The following is a 19,703-nucleotide window of genomic DNA, read 5'->3' on the forward strand; positions in this document are numbered from 1 at the left end:
GGATCTATTCCCGTTCGACATAGCGAGCGTAGTCGTCGAGCACCGGCAAGATCTGGTCCGCGGGCGCCGATGGGACGTTGAACACAATCTCCTCGATGCCCAGCGCCTGGTAGTGCTCCATCTTGCCCGGCGTCGGCTCGGTCCCGAACGGCACGACCCGCAGCGAGTCGGGGTCCCGGCCGGCTTCCTGCGCCGCGGCGCGCAGCACGGGCAGCGCCTGCGTCAGACCGCGGCCGCCGATCGGCATCCAGCCGTCGGCGTAGTCCAGCACCGCCCGGAACAGCTTCGGCCCGGCGGCGCCGCCGATCAGGACCGGGATGGCGCCGGCCGCCGGCTTCGGCCAGGACCACGAGGGATCGAAGGCCACGTGGTCGCCGTGGAAGGAGGCGACCTCCTTGCTCCACAGCTCCTTCATCGCCAGCACGGTCTCGCGCACCCGATCGCGCCGCGTCCCGAAGTCCACGCCGTGGTCGGCCATCTCCTCCTTGTTCCAGCCGAAGCCCACGCCGAGGTCGAAGTTGCCGCCGGTGACCAGGTCCACGGTCGCGGTCGTCTTGGCCAGCAGCAGCGGGTCGTGCTGGGCGGCCAGGCAGATGCCGGTCCCGACGCGGATGCCCGGGGCGGCGGCCGCGACCGTGGCCAAGGTGACGAAGGGATCGAGGGTGCGGGAGTAGTAGTCCGGCAGCGGCTCGCCCAGCGGCGCGGGAGTGGCGCGGCTGACCGGGATGTGGGTGTGTTCGGGGGCGTAGTACGACTGGAAGCCGCGCTCGGCGAGCGCGCGCCCGAGCTCGGCCGGACCGATGGTCTGGTCGGTCAGGAAGACCGTGACGCCGATGCGCAAGACGACTCCTTCTGCGAGGGGGTGGGTCGGTTCTGTGGGTAAGGCGCGTCTGTCAGTGATAGTGCTTCTGGCTCACTTACCCAGCGCCGCGGCGGCACTGCGGAACCGCGTGGTCCGGTGTACCGGATCCTTGTCCAGTTTGGGGATCACGTACCGCCCGATCAGCTCGATCGTCTCCAGCGTGTCGGCGAGCGAGAGCTGGATCGGCAGGCCGAAGGTCAGCTGGTCGATCCCGGTCGCCTCGTAGCGCTTGATCTGCGCCAGCACCTCGTCCGGGTCGCCGCAGATCAGGTAGCCGTTGCGCAGCCGCCACTCGACCTCCTCCACGGTCGGCTCCGGCAGCACCTCGGGCCAGGCCGGGATCCAGTCCGGACGCGGGAACGTGTCGTGGTAGCGGAACACCAGCGACTGCAGCCGTCCCATGCCCATCGTGCTGGCCGCGCGCCGGGCCCGCTTGCCGTCGGCCAGGCAGACCGCCGAGGACGTCACCATCACGTTGTCGTTGACGTACGCGCCGACCGGCTCGGCCGCCGGGACCGCCTTCTTGTACGCCGCGACGGCGGCCTCGGCGTCGGCCGGGGAGCCGACCGAGAAGCCCAGCACGCCGAGCCCCATCCGCGCCGCCATCTCATACGACGGCGCGTTCCCGGCGGCGTACCACATCGGCGGATGCGGCTTCTTCCACGGCTTGGGCAGAACGTTCCGCTCCGGCATCGAGAACCACTTGCCCTCGTAGGAGTACGAGTCCTGCAGCCACATCTTGGGGATCTCGCGGACCACCTCGGCCCAGATCTCCTTGGTGATCGCGGTGTCCGGCAGGCCGAGGCCCAGGATCTCCCGCGAGCCCGCGCCGCGTCCGGTCCCGAACTCGAACCGGCCGTTGGACAGGTGGTCCAGGGTCGCGACCTTCTCGGCCACCTTCACCGGGTGGTTGGCCTGCGGCAGCGGGTTGAAGATGCCCGAGCCCAGGTGGATCCGCTCGGTCGCGGCGGCCAGGTAGCCCAGGAAGACGTCGTTGCTGGCCAGGTGCGAGTACTCGTCGAGGAAGTGGTGCTCGGAGGCCCACACGTACTTGAAGCCCGCCTTGTCGGCCGCCTTGGCGATCGCGATGTCGTTCATCAGCGAGGTGTGCTCGAAGTCCGGGTCGGCGGCCAGCTGCGTGAGCGGAACGTGGCCCTGGACGAAGATGCCGAACTCCATGGGGTCTCCTAGTCGAAGCGGATGCCCGCCAGCGCTCCGCCGTCGAGGACGAAGTCGGCGCCGGTGCAGTAGGACGAGTCGTCGCAGGTGAGGAACAGCGCGGCCTTCGCGATCTCGGTCGCCGTGCCGACGCGCTTGAGCGGGATGCCGGAGTAGCCGGCGTCGGGGTCGGAGTCCGAGGGCAGAAGGTCGGTCACCATCGGGGTGTGGACGCCGCCGGGGCAGATGCAGTTCACCCGGACGGTCGGCGCGGCTTCCAGGGCCGCGACGCGTGTCAGGCCTCTGACGGCGAACTTGGTGGAGACATAAGAGCCCAGATACGCCATGCCGGCGAGCCCGTCGATGCTCGCGGTGTTCACCACGGTGCCGCCGCCGGCCGCCCGGATCCGGGGCAGGCACACGTGCAGCCCCAGGAAGACCCCGACCTGGTTCACCGCCACCACCTGCATGTACTCCTCGAGCGAGGTCTTCTCGAGCCGGTTGAAGCGCAGGATGCCGGCGTTGTTGATCAGACCGTCGAGCTTGCCGAACTCGGCCGCGGCGAGGTCCGCGGCGGCGGTCCACTGCGCCTCGTCGGTGACGTCGAGCCGCACGAAGCGCGCCGCGTCCCCGATCTCCTTGGCCACCTGCGCGCCGAGGTCCTCCAGCACGTCGGCGACCACGACGTTCGCCCCCTCGGCCGCGAACAGCCGGGCCTCCTCGGCTCCCTGACCGCGCGCGGCGCCGGTGATCAGCACCACGCGCCCGTCCAACTTGCCCATCGGCCGTCCCCTGTCATCGTTCGCGCTTGACATCTGACTAGGTGTCAGATTGATTCCTTGAAGGCGAAAAGTGAAGGGGAGGCGGCCCATGAAGTTCTGGCTCTCACCGGCGTTCTGCGACACCGCGCACCTCACCGGGCTCGCACGAGCCGCTGAGGAGTACGGATTCGAAGGGATCGCCATCCCGGACCACCTGTTCCATCCGGTCGAACTGTCCTCCCCCTACCCGTATACGCCGGACGGATCCCGGTATTGGTCGAAGGACACGCACTGGCCCGAGCCGTGGGTGGCGATCGCGGCGATGGCGGCGGTGACCACGCGGCTGCGGTTCACGACCAACATCTACGTGGCTCCGGCGCGCGACCTGCTGACCGTCGCCAACCAGCTGGCGACGGCGGCGTACCTCTCGCAGGGCGCGCCGGACGGACACCACCGCGTCGCGCTCGGCGTCGGACCGGGCTGGAGCAAGGACGAGTTCATCGCCACCGGCCAGGCCTTCTCCCGGCGCGGGGCACGGCTCGACGAGATGCTCATCGCGCTGCGCCAGCTGTGGACCGGCGACGTCGTCGAGGTCTCCGGACCGAACTACACACTGCCTGCCTGCTCGATCACGCCGACACCCAACGACCCGATCCCGGTCTACGTCGGCGGCATCTCCGACATCGCGATCCGGCGCGCCGCGCAGAACGACGGCTGGATCGGGATCTACCACACGGTCGACGAGACGCACTCGATCATGGACCGGCTCCGGACGGCCCGGGAGCAGGCCGGCACGCTGGACCGGCCGTTCCGCGCGATGCTCGCGGTACTGGCGGAGCCCACGCCCGACCTGTGCGAGCAGCTGGAGGAGTGGGGCGTCACGGACCTGCTGGGCGCCCCGTGGATGACGAACATCAAGGCCATGACCGCGCCGGGTCCCTCGCTGGCGGAGATGGTCGAGGCCATGGAGGGGTTCGCGGGGCGCTACATGAAGTAGAGCCCTGCGATCACCGGTACAACGGCGCGGGCGCCAGAAGCGTGGACTTCTGGCGCTCGCGGTGTTCCGTCTTTGCACTGCCTCGGTACTTCAGTACACGCAGGGGATGCCGTTCTTCGACCCCGACATGTCGACCGCCGCGCCGGAGCTCAGCCCGGAGGAGTCGGCGGAGTTGTCGCTGGACGTGCTGGTCGACGTGGAGGTCGGCTGGCCCGGCTTCGGCGTGCTGGTGCTGGTGCTGGTCTTAGCCGGCGGCAGCTTGTAGTCGTAGCCGATGGTCACCACGATGCTGCCCTTGGGGACCGAGCTGCTCGCGGTCGGAGCGGTCTTGGTCCCGAGCTTGGCCTGGAGTTGCTTGGCCAGGGCTTCCTCGCCGGCGCCGTAGCGGATGGTCGTGTGCTGGACGTTGTTGCCGCCGTTCCCGGTCTTGCTGACCGGGATGCCGGCGTCGAACAGCGCGCCGGAGACCTTCAGCGCCAGACCCGTGGTCTTGGTGCCGTTCTCGATGGAGATGTTCGCCTGCGGCGTCGGTGTCGTCGACGGAGGTGCCGGGGGCGGAGTGGAGCCGGCGGTCGAGGCGGTGGTCGGCGGCGGAGCGACCGCGGCGTCATTGGTGAACGCGGTGGTGACCGTCTTCTTGATCGCCACCGGGTCGACGGTCAGCGCGCTCTCCGTACCGATCATGACGGTCCCGGTGGTCGGCAGCGTGATGAACTCGGCGTTGCCGCCGGTCAGGTTCGAGGCCTGGGAGGCGAAGTCCAGCACGCTCCAGCCGTCGTCGATGACGACATCGTTCTTCACCACGTCGAGGAGCTTCTGCATGGAGCCGATGTCGTTCAGGATGCCTTCCTGCTTCAGCTTCTGCGTCACCGAAGCCAGGAACGCCTGCTGGCGGTGCGTGCGGTCCAGGTCGCCGTTGGGCAGGTGGAAGCGCTGGCGCACGAACTGCAGGGCGGTCGCCGCGTCGATGGTCGAGACGCCGGCGGGCAGGTTGAGGCCGGTGCCCGCGCCGTCCTCGATCGGGTCGTACGCCGGCGCCTTGAGGCAGACCTGGATGTTCCCGATCGCGTTCACGGTGTCGTAGAACCCGAGCAGGTTGACCTCGGCGAGGTGGTCGACGTGGACGCCGGTGAGGTTCTGCACGGCCCGGATGGTCGCCTCGCGGCCGACTTCGCGGCTCTCGGCCTCTTCCTTCGCCTTGTCCTTCAACCCGGTGGCGGCGAGCTTGGTGTCGGCGAAGTTCTTGGCGTCGCCGTAAGCCTCCTTGATCTTGCCCTTGCCCATGTCCGGGACCTGGACCGTACCGAGGCCGGGGATGGCCGCCGGGCCGCCGGGGCGCTCGACGTCGCTGTCGCGCGGTATCGAGTACGCGGTGACCGTGCCGCCGTTGGCCGGGATGTGCATGAGGATCAGGACATTGGTGTTGTAGTAGCCGATGGCCGAGGAGCCGGCGTGCAGCTCGCCCTCGACCAGAGACGTCGGCAAATCGTTGCCGTTCATGTCCTTGCGCGAGTCCAGCCCGATCAGCAGCAGGTTGACGTCGTTGCCGAGGTGCGGGGCGACGTAGCCCTGCTGGCCGGGCTTGATCTGGTTGATCGAGTCCGTGGTGTGCCCGCCGCTGGTGAGCTGCTTGTTCCCGAACCAGACGGCGCCGGTGGCCAGGACCACGACCACGCTCAGCGTCGCGGCCATGACCCGGCCGGCGATCAAGCCCGGCTTGCGCTTCTCAGACACCTCGCCGGCCTCCTCCGCGCTGCCGGTCGCGCAGCACCGCAGCCACTGTCACCAAGCCCATGGCGAGGAGCGCCGCCAGGATCACCGGGAAGACATGGGTCGTGGCGTAGACCAGGCCGAGTTCCTTCTTCCGGGTGGTCGAATAGTGCGGGTTGTGCCAAGCCAGCTCGGCGACCGCGGCGACCAGCCAGGCCGCCGGCGGCAGCACGCTGATCACCCACCAGCGGCCGTTCGAGGTCGCCGAGGCGGTCGCCAGCCCGGCCATGACGACGGTCAGCACCGCGAACACCGGACCGTGGTAGCCGCCGGCGAACTCGCCCACGACGGCGGCCAGGATCGGGCCGCCGAGCACCGCCGCGGCGGGCAGCCAGCCGGGCGCCCCGGACAGCAGGCGGTCGCCTGTGTCAGGACCCTGTCGCGGGGCGGAGTGACGGCGTGCGACGGCTGACCCGCTGTGCCGGGCGCCCGGAGCCGGCCGCCGGGACGGCGACGTGCGTGCTGATGAGGACATGACGGCGATCCTCACTCAGCTGTTCAACCGAGCCATCCCGCTTTCGTCACAGGCCGGATACAGGCGGCCCGGGCCGCCTCGGCGCGGAACCGGGGGCGGGTCAGCGCAGGTAGTCGCCCGCGTTGACCGCCAACGACTGGCCGGTGATCCCGCCGGCGTAAGGGGACACCATGAAGACCGCCGCGTTCGCCACGTCGCCGTCGCTGGCCATCTCCGGCAACGCCATGCGGTCGGTGAGAGAGGAGAGCACCTGCTCCTCGGCAATGCCCTGCGACGAGGCGGTCCACGCCACGTAGCCCTGCACCATCGGTCCCCACATCCACGACGGCACGACCGCGTTGACCCGGATGCGGCGCGGCCCGAGCTCCTTGGCCATGCCGTACGTCGCGGACAGCAGCGCGCCCTTCGAGGCGGCGTACGCGGCCTGCATGACCTCGGTCGCCGGCACCCACATCGACTGCGACAAGATGTGCACGATCCCGGTGGTGGCACCGGATTCCCTGGCCAGGTGCGGGATCGCGGCCTTGCTCAGCTGAAGGGTGCCGACGACGTTGACCTCGTAGACGGCGCGCCAGTCGGCGAAGTCGGCATCGCTGACCCCGCCGAAGACCTGGTCCATGGCGGCGACGTTGACCAGCCCGTCGAGCCCGCCGAAACGCTCGACCGCGAGGGCGACCAGGCGCCGGCAGTCGTCGTCGGAGGTGATGTCGGTGGTGGCGTGGGCGACGCGCGCGCTGTCGAACTCGGCCGCCGCCTTGGCCAGCTTCGCCTCCGTCCGCGCGCCGAGCACCACGTTCGCGCCCTGGTCGTACGCCGCCTGCGCGACCTCCCGCCCGAGACCTTCGCCGACCCCTGACACGATCACCGTCTTGCCTTCGAGCAACATGGGAGGACCCTTTCGTGGGCACGGGCCGCGGCGCGCGGATGCCTGTCTGATGGTGCGTCAGATTAGGCGGGGCGCGCCGAGATGGCCAGGGTCAGCCGGGCCGGGATCGGTCAGCCGAGACCCTGGGCCTTCTTCAACCGCGCGACCTGGAGGTCGGACAGGTGGCCCATCGTCGACCCCATCTGCCCCAGCTCCGTCTTGTCGTTCGTCACCGGCCCGAGCAGCACGACCACCGACACCGCCGAACCGACCTGGACCAGATCGGCGGTCAGCAGCACGGTCTTGCCGCCGACGGTCAGATAGTTGAGGTAGCCGGCCTGGCCGTGCTTCATCAGCTGCGGGATGGCCGAGAGCTCCATGGAGCCCGGCTTGCCCGAGATGGCGACGGACAGCTTCTTGCAGCTCTGCAGGCTGCCGGACAGGTCGGAGACCATCGCCAGCGCCTTGTCCGGCGACGGCATCGCCAGCACCGAGTCCTCGATCACGTGGCCCTCGGCGCTCTTGGTGAGCTCACGGTCGACCTCGGCCGTCGTGCCGTACTTCGTGGACAGACCGTTCTCGGCGTCCACGAACGTCTGGCACGCGCCGCCCCCGCTCGACACGACGTCCTGGGTGTCGGTGACCGAGGTGCCGTCCTCCGAGGCGTCGTAGGTGTAGCCGGGGTCGTCCTTGTCGGTCAGCAGGTTCGCGCTGATCTGGTCGGTCGTCAGCGACTTGCCGCCGGTGGTGGTACCGCCGCTGCTGCTGGTGCTGCCAGTGCTGTTCGCGGACGACGCACCGGACGTGGACGGCGCGAGCGCCGTGTTCGGCGGCGTAACGGCTGTCTTCCCCGTCGAGGCGGCCGGCGAGCCCGGCGCACTCGTCCCGGCGCCCGAAGCACCGATCTGCCCCGAACTACTACAGGCCGCCGTCGCAAGAACAGCTGTCGTGAGGACGGCTATAGAGCCGCCCTTGATCCCGAATCGCATGTTGGTCCCCCATGTCGACCACAAGCACCGCACTCGCGGAACTTCGCTAGGCAACCATTATCGGACCTCGTTGGTCACACGGTTTGTGCTCTGATCTCCAGACACTCCCATGGACCCAAGGGGAGGGGTCCACACCCGCGCGGAACGTGGAGGGGACGAACCCGCGCGGCATCCCGGACGAGTCGTCCGGGATCTCCTTGCCCGGCGGCACCACGCATGGCGCCGCCGGGCAAGGACAGTGGGCCGATCCCCCTGCCCGCACTACGACGCTTCTGGGCACCCGAAGCAATCTGACGTATCGTCAGCTCGCTCATCCCATACAGCCCGCCCCGGGAGACGCCATGACCGAACGCAGCCAGTACACCCAGCTCGCCAGCACCGGCCCGTATGGACCGGGCATCGGCAGTGCCCTGATCACCATGGTGGAGCCGCATCCGGGGCAGGAGCACGCCTACAATCGCTGGTACGAAGATGATCATTACATTTCTGGCGCTATGTCCATGCCCTGGATGTTCGCCGGGCGGCGGTGGGTCGCGACGCGTCCGTTGCAGGTGCTGCGGTATCCGGCTGAGTCGGCGGTGGCGAAGCCGGTGACTGCGGGTGCTTACATCAGCGTGTATTGGATCAATGAGGATCGGTATCGGGATCATCTGGATTGGACTGTGGCCATCAACCGGCGGCTGAATCCGGATGGGCGGGTTTTTCAGGAGCGGACGCATGTGTTCACGTCGTTCCAGAACTATCTCGGGGTGGTGTACCGGGACGGGGATGCTGGGCCGCGGGACATCCATGCTTTGAATTACCCGTATGCGGGGCTCGTTGTCGAGGTCTTCGATGCTGCGGGGGATCAGGATCCGGCGGCTTTGGCCGCGTGGCTCAAGGAGAAGCATCTGCCTGGGAAGTTGGAGGGGTCGCCGGTGGCGATGGCGATGGTGTTCGAGCCGATGCCGTTGCCGGGGAAGACGCCGACGTACGTCAAGCCGGTTGAGGGGGTTGGGAAGCGGATCACGGTGCTCTACTTCACCGAGTCCGATCCGGCGGAGGACTGGGAGCGGTTCACCGGTGACGGTGCGGCTGCTGAGGCTTCGGGGCTCGGGCGGTTGGAGTTCGCGGCGCCGTTCATTCCGACGTTGCCGGGGACGGATATGTACGTCGACCAGATTCGGTAGGCGGGGACGGCGACGGGGACGGCGACCAGGCGAGGGCGGGGAAACGGCGACGGCCACCGGTTTCCCGGTGGCCGTCGAAGTCGTTCAGTGGAGCCAGTGCCTGTGTCAGGCCACCGGTACCGCCGGTGTCACAGGTCGGAGATGGTGATCGTGTGCACGCCGAGCTTGGTGGCGAAGGCGTTCCAGTCCCTGACGGCCGCGTTCTTGGCGGTGCCGGCCTTGCCGCCGGCGCTGCTGGCGCGGTTGAGGTTGTCGTTCGCGGTGGGCTTGCCGGTGCAGGTCAGGTTGTCGTTGGACCAGGCGGCGTAGTCCTTCTCGGACTCCGCGGAGAGCTGCCAGGAGGTGATCAGGTCCTGCTGGAGCTGGGCTCCGCCGGGGAGCTTGTCGACCGCCGCCGCCTTGGTGCCGTCGGCTTGGGCCTGGCGCTGGGTCGCGACGTCGGTGAAGGTCTGCTTGTTGGTGGCGACGTTCTTGCACTGCTGGACGGCTTCGACCGACGCGTTGGCCTTCTCCCGCAGGGCGTGGCTCTGCGCGATGATGCCGTAGAGGGCGTCGGCCTGGGCCTTGGCGGCCGGGTCCACGCCGGGGGGCGCCGAGACGCTGGTGGTCGGCGGCGGGGTGTCGGTGTTCGTGGACTTGCCCGCGGTGTTCGTCTTGGACTTGCCGCCTCCGCCGGAGAACGCCACGACGGCGACCACGATCAGCACCACGAACACGCCGATGGCGACCAGCAGGGTGCGGTTCGACTGGCGCCGGTCCGGGCCGGTGGCCATCAACAGGTCGGGTCCGCCGTTGTTGCGTCCGCCGCCGTACATCTGCGGCTGCACCCGCGGGATCGCCTGCGTGTGCTGGTCGGGGTCGTAGCCGCCCTGCTGCTGCGTCTGCCCCTGGTAGCCGCTCTGGTCGTAGCCGTGGCCGGGCATCTGCTGCTGCCCGTAGCCGCCCTGGTTCTGGTACCCGGTCTGGTTCTGGTAGCCGGTCTGGTCCTGATAACCGGTCTGGTCCTGGTAGCCACCCTGGTCCTGGTAGCCACCCTGGTTCTGGTAGCCGCCCTGCTGCTGATAGCCGGTCTGGTCCGGGTAGCCGACCTGGTCCTGCGTCGGCGGCTGGTAGACCGCCGTCTGCGGTCCGGTGGCGTCGGCCGGCGGCAGCGACTGCGTGGGCTGCGGGCCCGGTCCGGGACCCGGAGCCGGGCGCTGGGCGCCTGTGGCAGGGTTCTGCGGATACGACGGTCCCGAATAGCCCGCGGCTCCCGGGACCGACACCCCTATCGTGCCCTGGTTGGGCAGCAGCGAGCGGCGGTCGTCGGCCGGCGCGTCGCGGAAGAGGTGGTCGAACTCGTTGGGAATCCCGCCCTGTGCGTGCTGCACCGGCGCCGGCTGGCCCGGCAGACGCCAGGAGAAGCCGGAGGATTCGGGGATCTGGCCGCCCGGGTAACCGTCGTCCTCGGGAGGCGCGGGGGAGAAGGCCTGGCCAGGCCGCTCCACGGGGGCGAATTGCGCGGTATGCGGCATTCCCGCCTCGGCGGTCGCGGCATCCTCCGACGGCGCACGCCCACCCTCGGCTGTCGGCTCGCTATCTTGCAGCGTCTCGTCCATAGGCGGGACCGAGCCTACCCGATCGGACTTTCGATGACTGACCACTCGCCGGTCCCGCCCCCCGCAGACGATCAGGCGTTGATGGGTTCGCCAGGCCTTCGCAAGGCAATCAAGCTGCGGAATTCCCGGGTCGCCGCCACCGCCGCGTAGGGATCCAACCGTCGGTCGAAATCGTGAAGCGCCTCCACCGCCCGCGCCGAGCGGGCCCGGCCGGACAGCTTCACCGCCTCCGTCGCCGCCGCACACCCGGCCTCCACCTCGCCGCCCTGGACCCGGGCCGAGGCGAGGGTGAACAGATTCAGCACCCGCCGCCTGGTCTTGTCCAAACCGAAGCCGGCCAACGCCAGCGCGGCCTGCTCGGCAGCCTGGCGCGGCTGCTCCAGATCGCGATGGCAGGCGGCCGCGGCGTCGGCGATGTAGTGGTGGTCGAAGTAGGAGGACCAGACCGGCGCGTCCCCGCCGCTGCGCTCCAGTTCGTCGCTGGCCCGGCCGAGTGCCTGCTCGGCCGCGCGCCGGTCGCGCATCGCGGCGTACCCGCGCGCCTCGGCGCAGAAGAACTCCGCGCGCACATGCGGCGACGCGGTCCCCCGCGCTCCCTCGTCCGCCGACCGCGCCAGCTGCACCGTCTCGCGCGGCGCGCCGAGCGAGTTGGCCAGGTGGCTCATCGCCGACAGGATGTGCCCGCCGTGCGCCCGGTCGCCGGCCGCCTGCGACAGTCTCAGGGCCTGGATGTAGTACCGCTGCGCCAGACCGAGGCGGCCGGTATCGCAGGCGAGGTAGCCGGCCAGTTCCGTCAGCGCGGCAGCGGCGGCGAACAACTGGCGCCCAACGCGCTCGGGATAAGTACCGCGCAGCAGTTCGGTGACGACTCCGTCGAGGTAGCGCACGGCCAGCACCCGCACGTGCCCGCCGCCGAAGCGGTGGTCCAGCGCGCGGAAGGAGTCCGTGGCGGCTCGCACGGCGGCGACGTCGGACAAGCCGACGCGCAGCGGGGCGTGTCCGTTCTTCGCGGCGGCCATGCCCCGGGCCACCACCGGGTCCTCCGGCATGATGAGCCAGTCCCGGCTCGGTCCGACCATCGCGGTGACCGCGAACGAGGCCGCGCGCAGCTGTTCGCGCCCGGCGGAGTCGGCGCGCCACAGCCCCGCCGCGACCGCGATCGCCTCCTGGGTGTCGGCGGCCAGATTGAGCGCGAGGGAGGAACTCCCGTCGCGTTCGTCGACCATGCCGATCTCCTCGACGGTGACCGGCCGGCCGAGTTTGCGGCCCACGGCTTCGGCGATCAACGCCGGCGTGGTGGCCCGCGGCTGCTGTCCGCGCAGCCAGCGCGCCACCGATGTCTTGTCATAGCGCAGGTCCAGGCCAAGCTCCGCCCCGGCCAGATTCACCCTCCGGGCCAGACCGGCGTTCGAGCAGCCGGCTTCGGCGATCAGCTCGGCGAGTCTCCGATTGGGCTCACGCGGCCCTCGGTGCCCCTCCATACCCTGGGTGATACCCGCCGGACAATCAGACGAACACTGATCTAGATGGCGAACACTGATTTAGAAGACCAATACCAAGCAAGGCGACGAAATATCAGACCTCTCGCACATTCGGGCAATCAGGTGACATGAGACCCGTAACCAGACTCCTGTCACTCGCGTTATGGGCACATGACTGTGCTGTCACTCCCCGAGGGCGACCTCGCCGAGGCCGGTCCCGCCGCCACCGACGCGGACCCGCTGGGCCTGAAGGCCGCCGCACTGAACTACATCGAGGAACGGCACTGGGACATCCTCCCGGGCGCGTCGGTACTGCGCGCGGACGGCGCGTGGCGTTGCTCCTGCGGCAACACCGCGTGTCCGGCGCTGGGTTCGCACCCGGCGCACCGCGACTGGAACAAGCAGATCACCGCGCAGCCCTCGCGCGTGCACAGCTGGTGGGAGGAGCATCCGGACTCCGCGATCCTGCTGCCCACCGGCCGCACCTTCGACGTCATCGACGTACCGGAGCAGGCCGGCTGCCTGGCGCTGGCGCGGCTGGAGCGCAACGGGGCGGCGCTCGGGCCGGTCGCGGCGACGCCGACCCGGCGCCTGTACTTCTTCGTCCTCCCGGGCACGAAGAAGAAGATCCCTGAGATGCTCGTGCGCGCCGGCTGGGGACGCGCGCAGCTGGACCTGATCTGCCATGGCGAGAAGGGCTTCGTGGTGGCGCCGCCCTCGCGGATGGGGACCGGCGGGCAGGTGCAGTGGGCCCGGCCGCCCGGGGAGTCGAACCGCTGGCTGCCGGAGGCTGCCGAGCTGATCCCGACGCTGGCCTACGCCTGCGGCCGCGAGCGGTACTAGGCGGACATCCCGTCCCGCGAATATCCAGCATCCACAACGAAAACGGCGGCCACCGATCGGTGGCCGCCGTTTCGCACGGATGGATCCCGGGTCAGTCCTGGGGCGGGAGCCCGGCGGCCTTCTTCCGCAGGAACACCAGCAGCGCGCCGCCGCCGAGCACCAGGACGACCGCGATGGCGGCGATCGGCATCAGCGAGCCGCTCGCGCCGGTGTGCGCCAGCGCCGCGGTCGACTTCTCGTTCAGCGCCGCGGGGGCAGCCGCGGCCGACGTGCCCTTGGACGTCGGTGCGGCGGCGACGGCGGCGGTCGTGGTGGCCGTGGTGCCGCTGCCCGGCGCGGAGTGCGACGACGAAGCCTGACTCGTCGGCGTACCGCTGCCGCTGCCGCTGCCGGTCGCCGCCGCGGGCGTCGTGCACGCCGCCTTCGCCAGGGTGATCCCGCCGCTGACGGACGCCAGGTTCAGGGCGTTCAGCTTGATCTGCGCCTCGACCGCGGAGGAGGCTCCGGTGCCGCCGATGGTCGTGGTCGGCGCCAGCTGCACGTCGATGTTCGCGACGCCGGGCACGTTCAGCTTGACCTCGCCGGTCAGCGGAACCGGGATGTCGCGGCCCAGCAGATTGATCGTGGTCGGCATCTTCGCCGAGGCGGTCGGCTTCTGCCCGGGCACGCACGTGGCCTGCGCGGAGACCAGGTCGACCTTCAGGATTCCGTTCGCGGCGCTGGATCCCGGCAGGTTCAGCAGCGGCAGGAACAGCCGGAGGTTCGCGACCGTCGCGTAGGCCTGGGTGTAGCCGCCGGGACCGTTGATGACCCGCGCGGTCCCGGACACCGCGTCGGCGTCGATGAGGTTCGCCTCCGGGCCCGGCAGATGCAGGGTGCTGATCAGGTTGTCCCGCAGCCGGACCACCGAGTTGGTGAAGTTCGCCGAGTCGCCGGAGGCGTTCGGCGCGTCGGCCTCGCCGAGCGACAGGTCGGCCAGCGGGATGTCCAGGCCGTTCGGCCCGGTGATGTGCAGCCCGCCGAGCACACCCTGGAGCAGCTTCACGTCGAGGTGCACCTGCCCGGCCACCGCCGTCGCGGTACCGGAGGAGGCCGGGGAGGAAGCCGGGGCGGAGGCGGCGGACGCGGCGCCGGGCAGAGCGCCGAACGCGGTCACGGCGAGCGCGGCGGCGGACGCGGCCAGCAGGGAGGCTCGGCGCCGACGACCGCGCGGGGAAGGCATCAAGCCGCCTAAGTCGGCATCCGAAGTGGATATCGAAGACATTGTGGCGAACCCCCAAGACTTTTGGACAGCCTCGCCATTCTTGCTCACCCTGGGCGGTCTGACTATCACAAAGCGTGGATTCACTCACACAGGTTATCTGACCCCGAATTTCTTTGGTAGGCCTGTCAGAGCCTCAGGCAGCGCGCACCGTGACGAACACATGACCGGCCAGATCCAGGTCCAGTTCGGCGGTCTCCCCGACGGATCCGAGCAGCACGCCGCCCGGCGAAACCGTCGCCCGCACCGTCTGGCCCGGCTGCACGCCGGCCCGCCGCAGACGCAGCATCAGCTGCGGGTCGTTCTGCAGCGGCTCGCCGAGCCGGCGGACCACCAGGTTCTGCGCGGTCGCCGAGCGCGCGCCGCGCTCCACCACGTCGCGCAGGTTGGCCACGTCGCCGTCGAGGAACGCCTCCTGCTCGCCGACGGTGTCGTCCAGCTCGGCCAGGCCGGGGATCGGGTTGCCGTAGGGCGACTCGGTCGGGTGGTCCAGCAGCTCCAGCAGGCGCCGCTCCACCGCCTCGCTCATCACGTGCTCCCAGCGGCAGGCCTCGACGTGGACGTCCTCCCAGGCCAGCCCGATCACGTCGGTCAGCAGCCGCTCGGCCAGCCGGTGCTTGCGCATCACGCGCGTGGCCTGCTCGCGGCCGTCGTCGGTGAGCTCCAGATGCCGGTCGCCCTCGACGGTCAGCAGCCCGTCGCGCTCCATGCGGGCCACGGTCTGGCTGACGGTCGGGCCGCTCTGCCCCAGCCGCTCGGCGATCCGGGCGCGCAGCGGGACGATGCCCTCCTCCACGAGCTCGTAAATGGTCCGCAGGTACATCTCGGTGGTGTCGATGAGGTCGCTGCTCACGTTCTCCAGTCCCTTCCCGCGGGCCCACGGCCGCCGTTACTTGGTGCCCAGCCGCCGGTCCTCGCAGCCCGTCCGCGCTGCGGTGCTCCATTGTTGCGCATTCCGCCGACAGGCATCGGCACCTGGCGTCCTTTCAAGGACACCCGCCGTGCCGGTCGGTACCGATGCGCCCGAAGGCGCGCCGAAATGTTCCGGCGTCTCAGCCCAACAGCGCCTCGGCGCGCTCGGTCCGCAAGTGCAGAACCGCGCGACCGTCGCGCCGGGTCGCCACCAGTCCGGCGCCGCGCAGCACCCCGAGGTGCTGCGAGACCGCACCGGCGGTGACGCCGAGCCGTCCGGCCAGCTCGCCGGTGGTGCCCGGGGCGGCGAGCTGGACCAGCAGTTCGGCGCGGGTGCGGCCGAGCAGAGCGGCGAGCGCGTCCGGCGCCGGGCGGCGCGTCTCCCAGACCGTCGCCACGGCTCGTGCCGGGTAGTGCAGCAGGCCGGCGGTGACCGGTTTGGTCGCCACGCAGATGTTGGGCCAGCCGAGCACGGTCGGAGACAGGACCAGCGAACGTCCTTCGAGGACGACTTCCTTAGCGGCAAACGGCCAGACGGCCTCGCTGATTCCCGGGCCGTGCAGCCGCAGTTCGCTGTCCGACCAGCGCACGTCGTGGTGCAGGTCGTCGAAGACCGCGGCCACGCCGCCGTCGGCCAGCACCCGCGCCCGGTAGGCGATGTCGGCCTCCAGCACCCCGATCATCCGCGGCCAGTGCGGGGCGACGAGCACGTCGAACACCCGCCGCAGGACGTCGGCGAGGCGGGCCAGGCCGGCCGGCGGGTCGTCGTAGAACTCCCGCTGGAAGCGGTCGCTCGGCATGCCGTTGTTCTCGAAGTAGCGCCGGACCCGCCAGGATTCCGCGGTACGGATGGTCTCGAGTTCCTCCTCGAGCGCGGGCATGTGGACGTCCGGCGGCGGCACCAGGACGCCGGGACGCACGGCGCGTCCGGTGAAGCCGGACAGGATCTCCACGTCGGGGACCTGCGCCAGCAGCGGCCGGGCCCAGCGCACCCACGGCAGGTGGACCGCGTGCTTGCCGGGCTCGACGAGCACGTCCACCGCCTGCAGCGCCTCGTACACCGGGGAGATGGCGAAGCGGACGCGGGCCATCTCGGTCCCCGCGATCGGTATGCGGATCGGATTCGCCATCGGCCACCCCCCGTGATTTAGCCAGGGGTAAATCGTAGCTCCGGCGGTGGCCGATCTTCGAATCTTGCGGCATGACCACCGTTTCCCTTCGTTCGGACGCCTCCCGCTCCGACTCGCCCCACGGCTCCCCCGCGCCGATACGCCGCCGCGATCGGAGTCCCGGCGGACTCGGCCGCGACTGGCACGTGCTGTTCACCGCGAGCGCCGTCTCCGTGCTCGGCGACGGCGCGTTCGTCGCCGCCCTGCCGCTGCTCGCCGCCGGATACACCCGGGATCCGCGGTTGATCTCCGGGCTGACCGTCACCGGGACGCTGCCCTGGCTGGTGTTCTCGTTGCAGGCCGGGGCGATCGCCGACCGGTCGGAGACGCGGCGGCTGTCGATCCGGGCGCAGGGCTGGCAGTTGCTGTGCGTGCTGGCCGTCGGGCTGCTGGCGATGGACCGCGGCGCCGGCTGGGGGTTGGCGGCGCTCTATGTCCTCGCGTTCGCATTGGGCATGGCGGCGGCGTTGGCCAAGAGCGCTTCGCAGCCGTTGCTGACCTCTGTCGTCCCGCGCGAGCGCCTGATCTCGGCGAACGGGCAGCTGTACACCGCGCAGTCGGTGGCGAAGGACTTCGTCGGGCCGGCCCTCGGCGCGGCGTTGTTCGCCCTGACTCCGACGCTGCCGTTCTGGGCCGACGCGGTGACGTTCGCGGTGTCGATGGTGCTGATCGCGCGCTTGCCGCGGACCGGGGCGCCGCGAGTGGTGCAGAGCGGGGCGGCAGCCGGTGCGGGGCGCCGGTCACTGCGCGCCGATGTGAAAGAAGGCCTGACGTGGCTGGCGCATCACCGCCTGCTGCGCACCACGACGATGCTGTCGGCGGCGGCGAACTTCGGCTCCACGATGGGCGCCGCGACGCTGGTGCTCTACGTCGGGACGCATCGGTACGGCGTCTTGCTGAGCATCGCGGCGATCGGCGGCATCGTCGGCGGACTGACCAGCCGGGCCGTGGTCGCCCGGCTCGGCGGACGCGTGGTGGTGCGGCTGTGCTCCTCGGTGACGCCGCTGGCGGGCATCGGGATCGGCGTGTTCGGACCGAACCTGTTCGTCGTCGGCGTGCTGCTGGGGATCGGCAGCCTGAGCGCTTCCCTGTGGAACGTGGCGGTGGTGACGCAGCGGCAAAGGCTGGTGCCGCCGCATCTGCTGGGCCGGGTCTCCAGCGCCGGGATCATGGTGACGTGGGGAGCGCAGCCGCTCGGCGCGCTGTCCGGCGGACTGATCGCGGCGTGGTTCGGACTGGCGGCGCCCTGGGTGATCGGGGGAGTGCTGCGGATGATCGCCTCGGTGCTGGCGATCAGGCCTCTGCGGGAGTGGCAGGACTGAGGGGGTCCCAGTGGGACCCCCTCGCGCCTCGGCGCGATCGCCTACCGGAGCATGGATCTGCCGACTTCCGTGACGTACGGAGCAAGTTCGCGGTCGACGCCCAGCCACTCGTCCTCGGTGACCTTCACCGCCGCGCCGCGGGTCGGCCTTCCTTTGAGAAGCCGCAGACGGAGGTAGTTCGCGGGATGCGAGGCGTCGATCTGTGTCCCGCGCAGCTCCGAGAGCCGCGCCGCCCGGATGTATTCGTGCTCCGGGATGGTCGTGATGTAGTCCTGCAAGCCGATCCACATATGCGTGGCGTCTTCCAGACTCGGCGTCACGCGGGCGGTCCTGCGTCCGAACTTCGTCCGGGTCACGTACGCCTCCACCGACGGACGCGCGTCGAGCTTGCGCATCAAGGCGATCACCGACGCGGTGGACGCGGTCTGCGCGGCGATGTCGTCGGCGAGGAACTCAGCCCGCAGCGACACGTGGACCTGGAGCCAGCCGTAGAACGTCTGGAATCCGGTCACCATCAGATAGAAGGGGACGAGGACGACGGGAAGCAGGAGCTGTGCGAGCCCTGCCACGCCAGGGCCGCTCCAGCCGACGCCGCTGGGGTAGAGCAGCACCCGCCACTCGTGCAGACTGCGGCGCGCGGTGGCGACCAGCACGCCTTGCGTGGTGTCGCCGTTGACCTGGTGGCCGAGTTCGTGGCCGAGCAGCGCCAGCCGCTCGTCGCCGTCGAGGATCTGCCACAGCGGCGCGCCGAGGATCAGCACCGGCTCGTGGCGCACGCCGCGCCGCGCGGTGGCGGCGTTGAACCGGGCGTCGACCTTGACGTATTTCGGCGTGGGCGCACCGGTCGCCCCGCTGATCCGGTCCAGGATCGCGAACAGCCCGGGAGCCTTCTCACGCCGGAGCCAGTCGGCGCCGGGACGCTTCTCGAGCCGCGGTCGCAGCACCCATACAACGCCGAACCCGAGGATGGTGAGCAGGTACAGCGGCCAGATCCCGCTGAGCAGCGCGGCCATCGCGCCGGCGAACACCAGCAGGGTGAGGGCGTGGATCGCCAGCCCGAAGCACACGGCCGCCAGCCTCGCCACCCCGCCGGGACGAAGGTCGCCGGCCTGGATCAGACGCTGCTCGAGCGCTTCGCCTCTGCGCCGTGCCTTCTCGCGCTTGCGCCGGGCGAACCTCTTCTGAGCCGCCAGCTTCTGGTGTTCATCCTTCGCCATGAGGTCGTGGTCGTCTGCCATGCACCAAGGTGCGAACCGGGCGTCGAACTCCCCGGTCCATCCGCAGCGCGGACAGGTGTACTGAACCGTTCGCGGCGTCTCTGTCAGTGTCACGGCGCAATAATGGACGCCTGTTAAACCGGGCAACACCCATCGGAAATCAAGGAACGATAACGATGTCGCTGCCGATTCCGCGCGGGGTTTCGATCGACGCGCTGCGCACCGCCGCCCTGTCCTGCCAGGGATGCGAACTCCATCAGGCCCAGCCCGGCTCGCTGAGCGGGCCGACGCAGACGGTCTTCTCCAAGGGCAATCCCGCCGCGCGCGTGGTGTTCGTGGGCGAACAACCCGGCGATATGGAGGACCGCCAAGGCGTGCCGTTCGTCGGACCCGCCGGGCAACTGTTCGACCGCGCCATGGCCGACGCGGGCATCGACCCGCGGCAGGCGTATGTGACCAACAGCGTCAAGCACTTCCGCTTTTTGCAGGACCGTCCCAACGGCCGCCGGATCCACAAGACGCCGGAGACTCCGCACATCGAGGCGTGCAAGCCGTGGCTGCGCGCGGAGCTGGCGATAGTGGATCCGGAGGTGATCGTGGCGCTCGGGGCGACCGCCGGGCGCGCCCTGATCGGTCCGCAGTTCCGGGTGACGCGCGAGCGCGGCAAAGTGCTGATGTGGCCGCCCTCCGGCGACGCCGGGTTCGGGACGGACCCGTCGCGGCGCCGGGCGGTGTCCTTCGTGGCGACGTCGCATCCTTCGGCGGTCCTGCGTGCGGACAATCAGGAGACCGCTTATAAGGAGATGGTGTCGGACCTGCTGTTGGTAGCCCGGCTGCTGGCTTGAGAGTGTGGA

General features: G+C 70.1%; 18 protein-coding genes. 5 read left to right on the top strand and 13 right to left on the bottom strand.

Going from position 1 to position 19,703, the window contains the following annotated elements:
* Positions 1–4: 4 nt before the first annotated feature.
* From CACI_RS43340 to CACI_RS43350, 3 genes are all read right to left on the bottom strand, one after another.
* Entirely contained in the window at positions 5–841 is an 837-nt protein-coding gene (locus CACI_RS43340) for an LLM class F420-dependent oxidoreductase (protein ID WP_015797306.1), read from the bottom strand.
* A gap of 72 nt (positions 842–913) precedes the next feature.
* Complete coding sequence (locus CACI_RS43345; RefSeq protein WP_015797307.1) at positions 914–2,041, bottom strand: LLM class flavin-dependent oxidoreductase; 1,128 nt, start codon at positions 2,039–2,041, stop codon at positions 914–916.
* Between the two features lie 8 nt (positions 2,042–2,049).
* A complete protein-coding gene (locus CACI_RS43350; protein WP_015797308.1) occupies positions 2,050–2,802 on the bottom strand; it encodes a glucose 1-dehydrogenase in 753 nt (250 codons plus the stop codon).
* An 88-nt stretch (positions 2,803–2,890) separates the two neighbouring features.
* Between CACI_RS43350 and CACI_RS43355 the strand changes: the two genes are divergently transcribed.
* Positions 2,891–3,778, top strand: a complete 888-nt coding sequence (locus CACI_RS43355; protein WP_015797309.1) for a TIGR03619 family F420-dependent LLM class oxidoreductase — start codon at positions 2,891–2,893, stop codon at positions 3,776–3,778.
* 90 nt (positions 3,779–3,868) lie between these two features.
* Here CACI_RS43355 and CACI_RS43360 read toward each other — a convergent pair whose 3' ends face one another.
* The 4 genes from CACI_RS43360 to CACI_RS43375 all read right to left on the bottom strand — a co-directional run bounded on the left by CACI_RS43360 (position 3,869) and on the right by CACI_RS43375 (position 7,877).
* Positions 3,869–5,512: an LCP family protein gene (locus CACI_RS43360; RefSeq protein WP_015797310.1), complete on the bottom strand. Its 1,644-nt coding sequence runs from the start codon at positions 5,510–5,512 to the stop codon at positions 3,869–3,871.
* A complete protein-coding gene (locus CACI_RS43365; RefSeq protein WP_015797311.1) occupies positions 5,505–6,023 on the bottom strand; it encodes a hypothetical protein in 519 nt (172 codons plus the stop codon). Before CACI_RS43365 ends, CACI_RS43360 begins: the two co-directional genes overlap by 8 nt.
* 100 nt (positions 6,024–6,123) lie before the next feature.
* Entirely contained in the window at positions 6,124–6,909 is a 786-nt protein-coding gene (locus CACI_RS43370) for an SDR family oxidoreductase (protein ID WP_015797312.1), read from the bottom strand.
* 110 nt (positions 6,910–7,019) lie between these two features.
* Positions 7,020–7,877, bottom strand: coding sequence for a sensor domain-containing protein (locus CACI_RS43375; RefSeq protein WP_015797313.1), 858 nt, complete (start codon positions 7,875–7,877; stop codon positions 7,020–7,022).
* A gap of 341 nt (positions 7,878–8,218) precedes the next feature.
* Here CACI_RS43375 and CACI_RS43380 point away from each other — a divergent pair, with 341 nt between their 5' ends.
* Positions 8,219–9,046, top strand: a complete 828-nt coding sequence (locus CACI_RS43380) for a hypothetical protein (RefSeq protein ID WP_015797314.1) — start codon at positions 8,219–8,221, stop codon at positions 9,044–9,046.
* A 128-nt stretch (positions 9,047–9,174) separates the two neighbouring features.
* Here CACI_RS43380 and CACI_RS43385 read toward each other — a convergent pair whose 3' ends face one another.
* Both CACI_RS43385 and CACI_RS43390 read right to left on the bottom strand, forming a co-directional pair.
* Entirely contained in the window at positions 9,175–10,644 is a 1,470-nt protein-coding gene (locus CACI_RS43385; protein ID WP_041540812.1) for a hypothetical protein, read from the bottom strand.
* A gap of 71 nt (positions 10,645–10,715) precedes the next feature.
* Positions 10,716–12,125 carry a hypothetical protein gene (locus CACI_RS43390; RefSeq protein WP_015797316.1) on the bottom strand — a complete coding sequence of 470 codons (1,410 nt, stop codon included), beginning with the start codon at positions 12,123–12,125 and terminating at the stop codon, positions 10,716–10,718.
* 171 nt (positions 12,126–12,296) lie between these two features.
* On the opposite strand from CACI_RS43390, the gene CACI_RS43395 reads away from it, so the two are divergent.
* Positions 12,297–12,968: a bifunctional DNA primase/polymerase gene (locus CACI_RS43395; protein WP_015797317.1), complete on the top strand. Its 672-nt coding sequence runs from the start codon at positions 12,297–12,299 to the stop codon at positions 12,966–12,968.
* A 91-nt stretch (positions 12,969–13,059) separates the two neighbouring features.
* Here CACI_RS43395 and CACI_RS43400 read toward each other — a convergent pair whose 3' ends face one another.
* The 3 genes from CACI_RS43400 to CACI_RS54000 form a co-directional block, all read right to left on the bottom strand.
* Positions 13,060–14,190, bottom strand: a complete 1,131-nt coding sequence (locus CACI_RS43400; RefSeq protein ID WP_015797318.1) for an LPXTG cell wall anchor domain-containing protein — start codon at positions 14,188–14,190, stop codon at positions 13,060–13,062.
* A gap of 175 nt (positions 14,191–14,365) precedes the next feature.
* A complete protein-coding gene (locus CACI_RS43405) occupies positions 14,366–15,052 on the bottom strand; it encodes a metal-dependent transcriptional regulator (RefSeq protein ID WP_041543983.1) in 687 nt (228 codons plus the stop codon).
* A 229-nt stretch (positions 15,053–15,281) separates the two neighbouring features.
* Positions 15,282–16,271, bottom strand: coding sequence for an ArsR/SmtB family transcription factor (locus CACI_RS54000; protein ID WP_015797320.1), 990 nt, complete (start codon positions 16,269–16,271; stop codon positions 15,282–15,284).
* 71 nt (positions 16,272–16,342) lie between these two features.
* Here CACI_RS54000 and CACI_RS43415 point away from each other — a divergent pair, with 71 nt between their 5' ends.
* Positions 16,343–17,632 carry an MFS transporter gene (locus tag CACI_RS43415; protein WP_015797321.1) on the top strand — a complete coding sequence of 430 codons (1,290 nt, stop codon included), beginning with the start codon at positions 16,343–16,345 and terminating at the stop codon, positions 17,630–17,632.
* A gap of 41 nt (positions 17,633–17,673) precedes the next feature.
* On the opposite strand, the gene CACI_RS43420 is transcribed toward CACI_RS43415, so the two are convergent.
* Positions 17,674–18,870 carry a M48 family metallopeptidase gene (locus CACI_RS43420; RefSeq protein ID WP_015797322.1) on the bottom strand — a complete coding sequence of 399 codons (1,197 nt, stop codon included), beginning with the start codon at positions 18,868–18,870 and terminating at the stop codon, positions 17,674–17,676.
* A gap of 155 nt (positions 18,871–19,025) precedes the next feature.
* Between CACI_RS43420 and CACI_RS43425 the strand changes: the two genes are divergently transcribed.
* On the top strand, positions 19,026–19,694 hold the full coding sequence (locus CACI_RS43425; RefSeq protein WP_015797323.1) for a UdgX family uracil-DNA binding protein: 669 nt from the start codon (positions 19,026–19,028) through the stop codon (positions 19,692–19,694).
* The last annotated feature ends 9 nt before the right edge of the window (positions 19,695–19,703 follow it).

Origin of the sequence: Catenulispora acidiphila DSM 44928 (assembly GCF_000024025.1) — a bacterium.
GTDB classification, from domain to species: domain Bacteria; phylum Actinomycetota; class Actinomycetes; order Streptomycetales; family Catenulisporaceae; genus Catenulispora; species Catenulispora acidiphila.

Coding starts and splice junctions, on each gene's coding strand:
- CACI_RS43400 (WP_015797318.1), bottom strand. CDS start 14,190: ATGCCTTCCCCGCGCGGTCGTCGGCGCCGAGCCTCCCTGCTGGCCGCG.
- CACI_RS43380 (WP_015797314.1), top strand. CDS start 8,219: ATGACCGAACGCAGCCAGTACACCCAGCTCGCCAGCACCGGCCCGTAT.
- CACI_RS43395 (WP_015797317.1), top strand. CDS start 12,297: ATGACTGTGCTGTCACTCCCCGAGGGCGACCTCGCCGAGGCCGGTCCC.
- CACI_RS43425 (WP_015797323.1), top strand. CDS start 19,026: ATGTCGCTGCCGATTCCGCGCGGGGTTTCGATCGACGCGCTGCGCACC.
- CACI_RS54000 (WP_015797320.1), bottom strand. CDS start 16,271: ATGGCGAATCCGATCCGCATACCGATCGCGGGGACCGAGATGGCCCGC.
- CACI_RS43365 (WP_015797311.1), bottom strand. CDS start 6,023: ATGTCCTCATCAGCACGCACGTCGCCGTCCCGGCGGCCGGCTCCGGGC.
- CACI_RS43370 (WP_015797312.1), bottom strand. CDS start 6,909: ATGTTGCTCGAAGGCAAGACGGTGATCGTGTCAGGGGTCGGCGAAGGT.
- CACI_RS43405 (WP_041543983.1), bottom strand. CDS start 15,052: ATGTACCTGCGGACCATTTACGAGCTCGTGGAGGAGGGCATCGTCCCG.
- CACI_RS43385 (WP_041540812.1), bottom strand. CDS start 10,644: ATGGACGAGACGCTGCAAGATAGCGAGCCGACAGCCGAGGGTGGGCGT.
- CACI_RS43375 (WP_015797313.1), bottom strand. CDS start 7,877: ATGCGATTCGGGATCAAGGGCGGCTCTATAGCCGTCCTCACGACAGCT.
- CACI_RS43350 (WP_015797308.1), bottom strand. CDS start 2,802: ATGGGCAAGTTGGACGGGCGCGTGGTGCTGATCACCGGCGCCGCGCGC.
- CACI_RS43345 (WP_015797307.1), bottom strand. CDS start 2,041: ATGGAGTTCGGCATCTTCGTCCAGGGCCACGTTCCGCTCACGCAGCTG.
- CACI_RS43390 (WP_015797316.1), bottom strand. CDS start 12,125: ATGGAGGGGCACCGAGGGCCGCGTGAGCCCAATCGGAGACTCGCCGAG.
- CACI_RS43415 (WP_015797321.1), top strand. CDS start 16,343: ATGACCACCGTTTCCCTTCGTTCGGACGCCTCCCGCTCCGACTCGCCC.
- CACI_RS43420 (WP_015797322.1), bottom strand. CDS start 18,870: ATGGCAGACGACCACGACCTCATGGCGAAGGATGAACACCAGAAGCTG.
- CACI_RS43355 (WP_015797309.1), top strand. CDS start 2,891: ATGAAGTTCTGGCTCTCACCGGCGTTCTGCGACACCGCGCACCTCACC.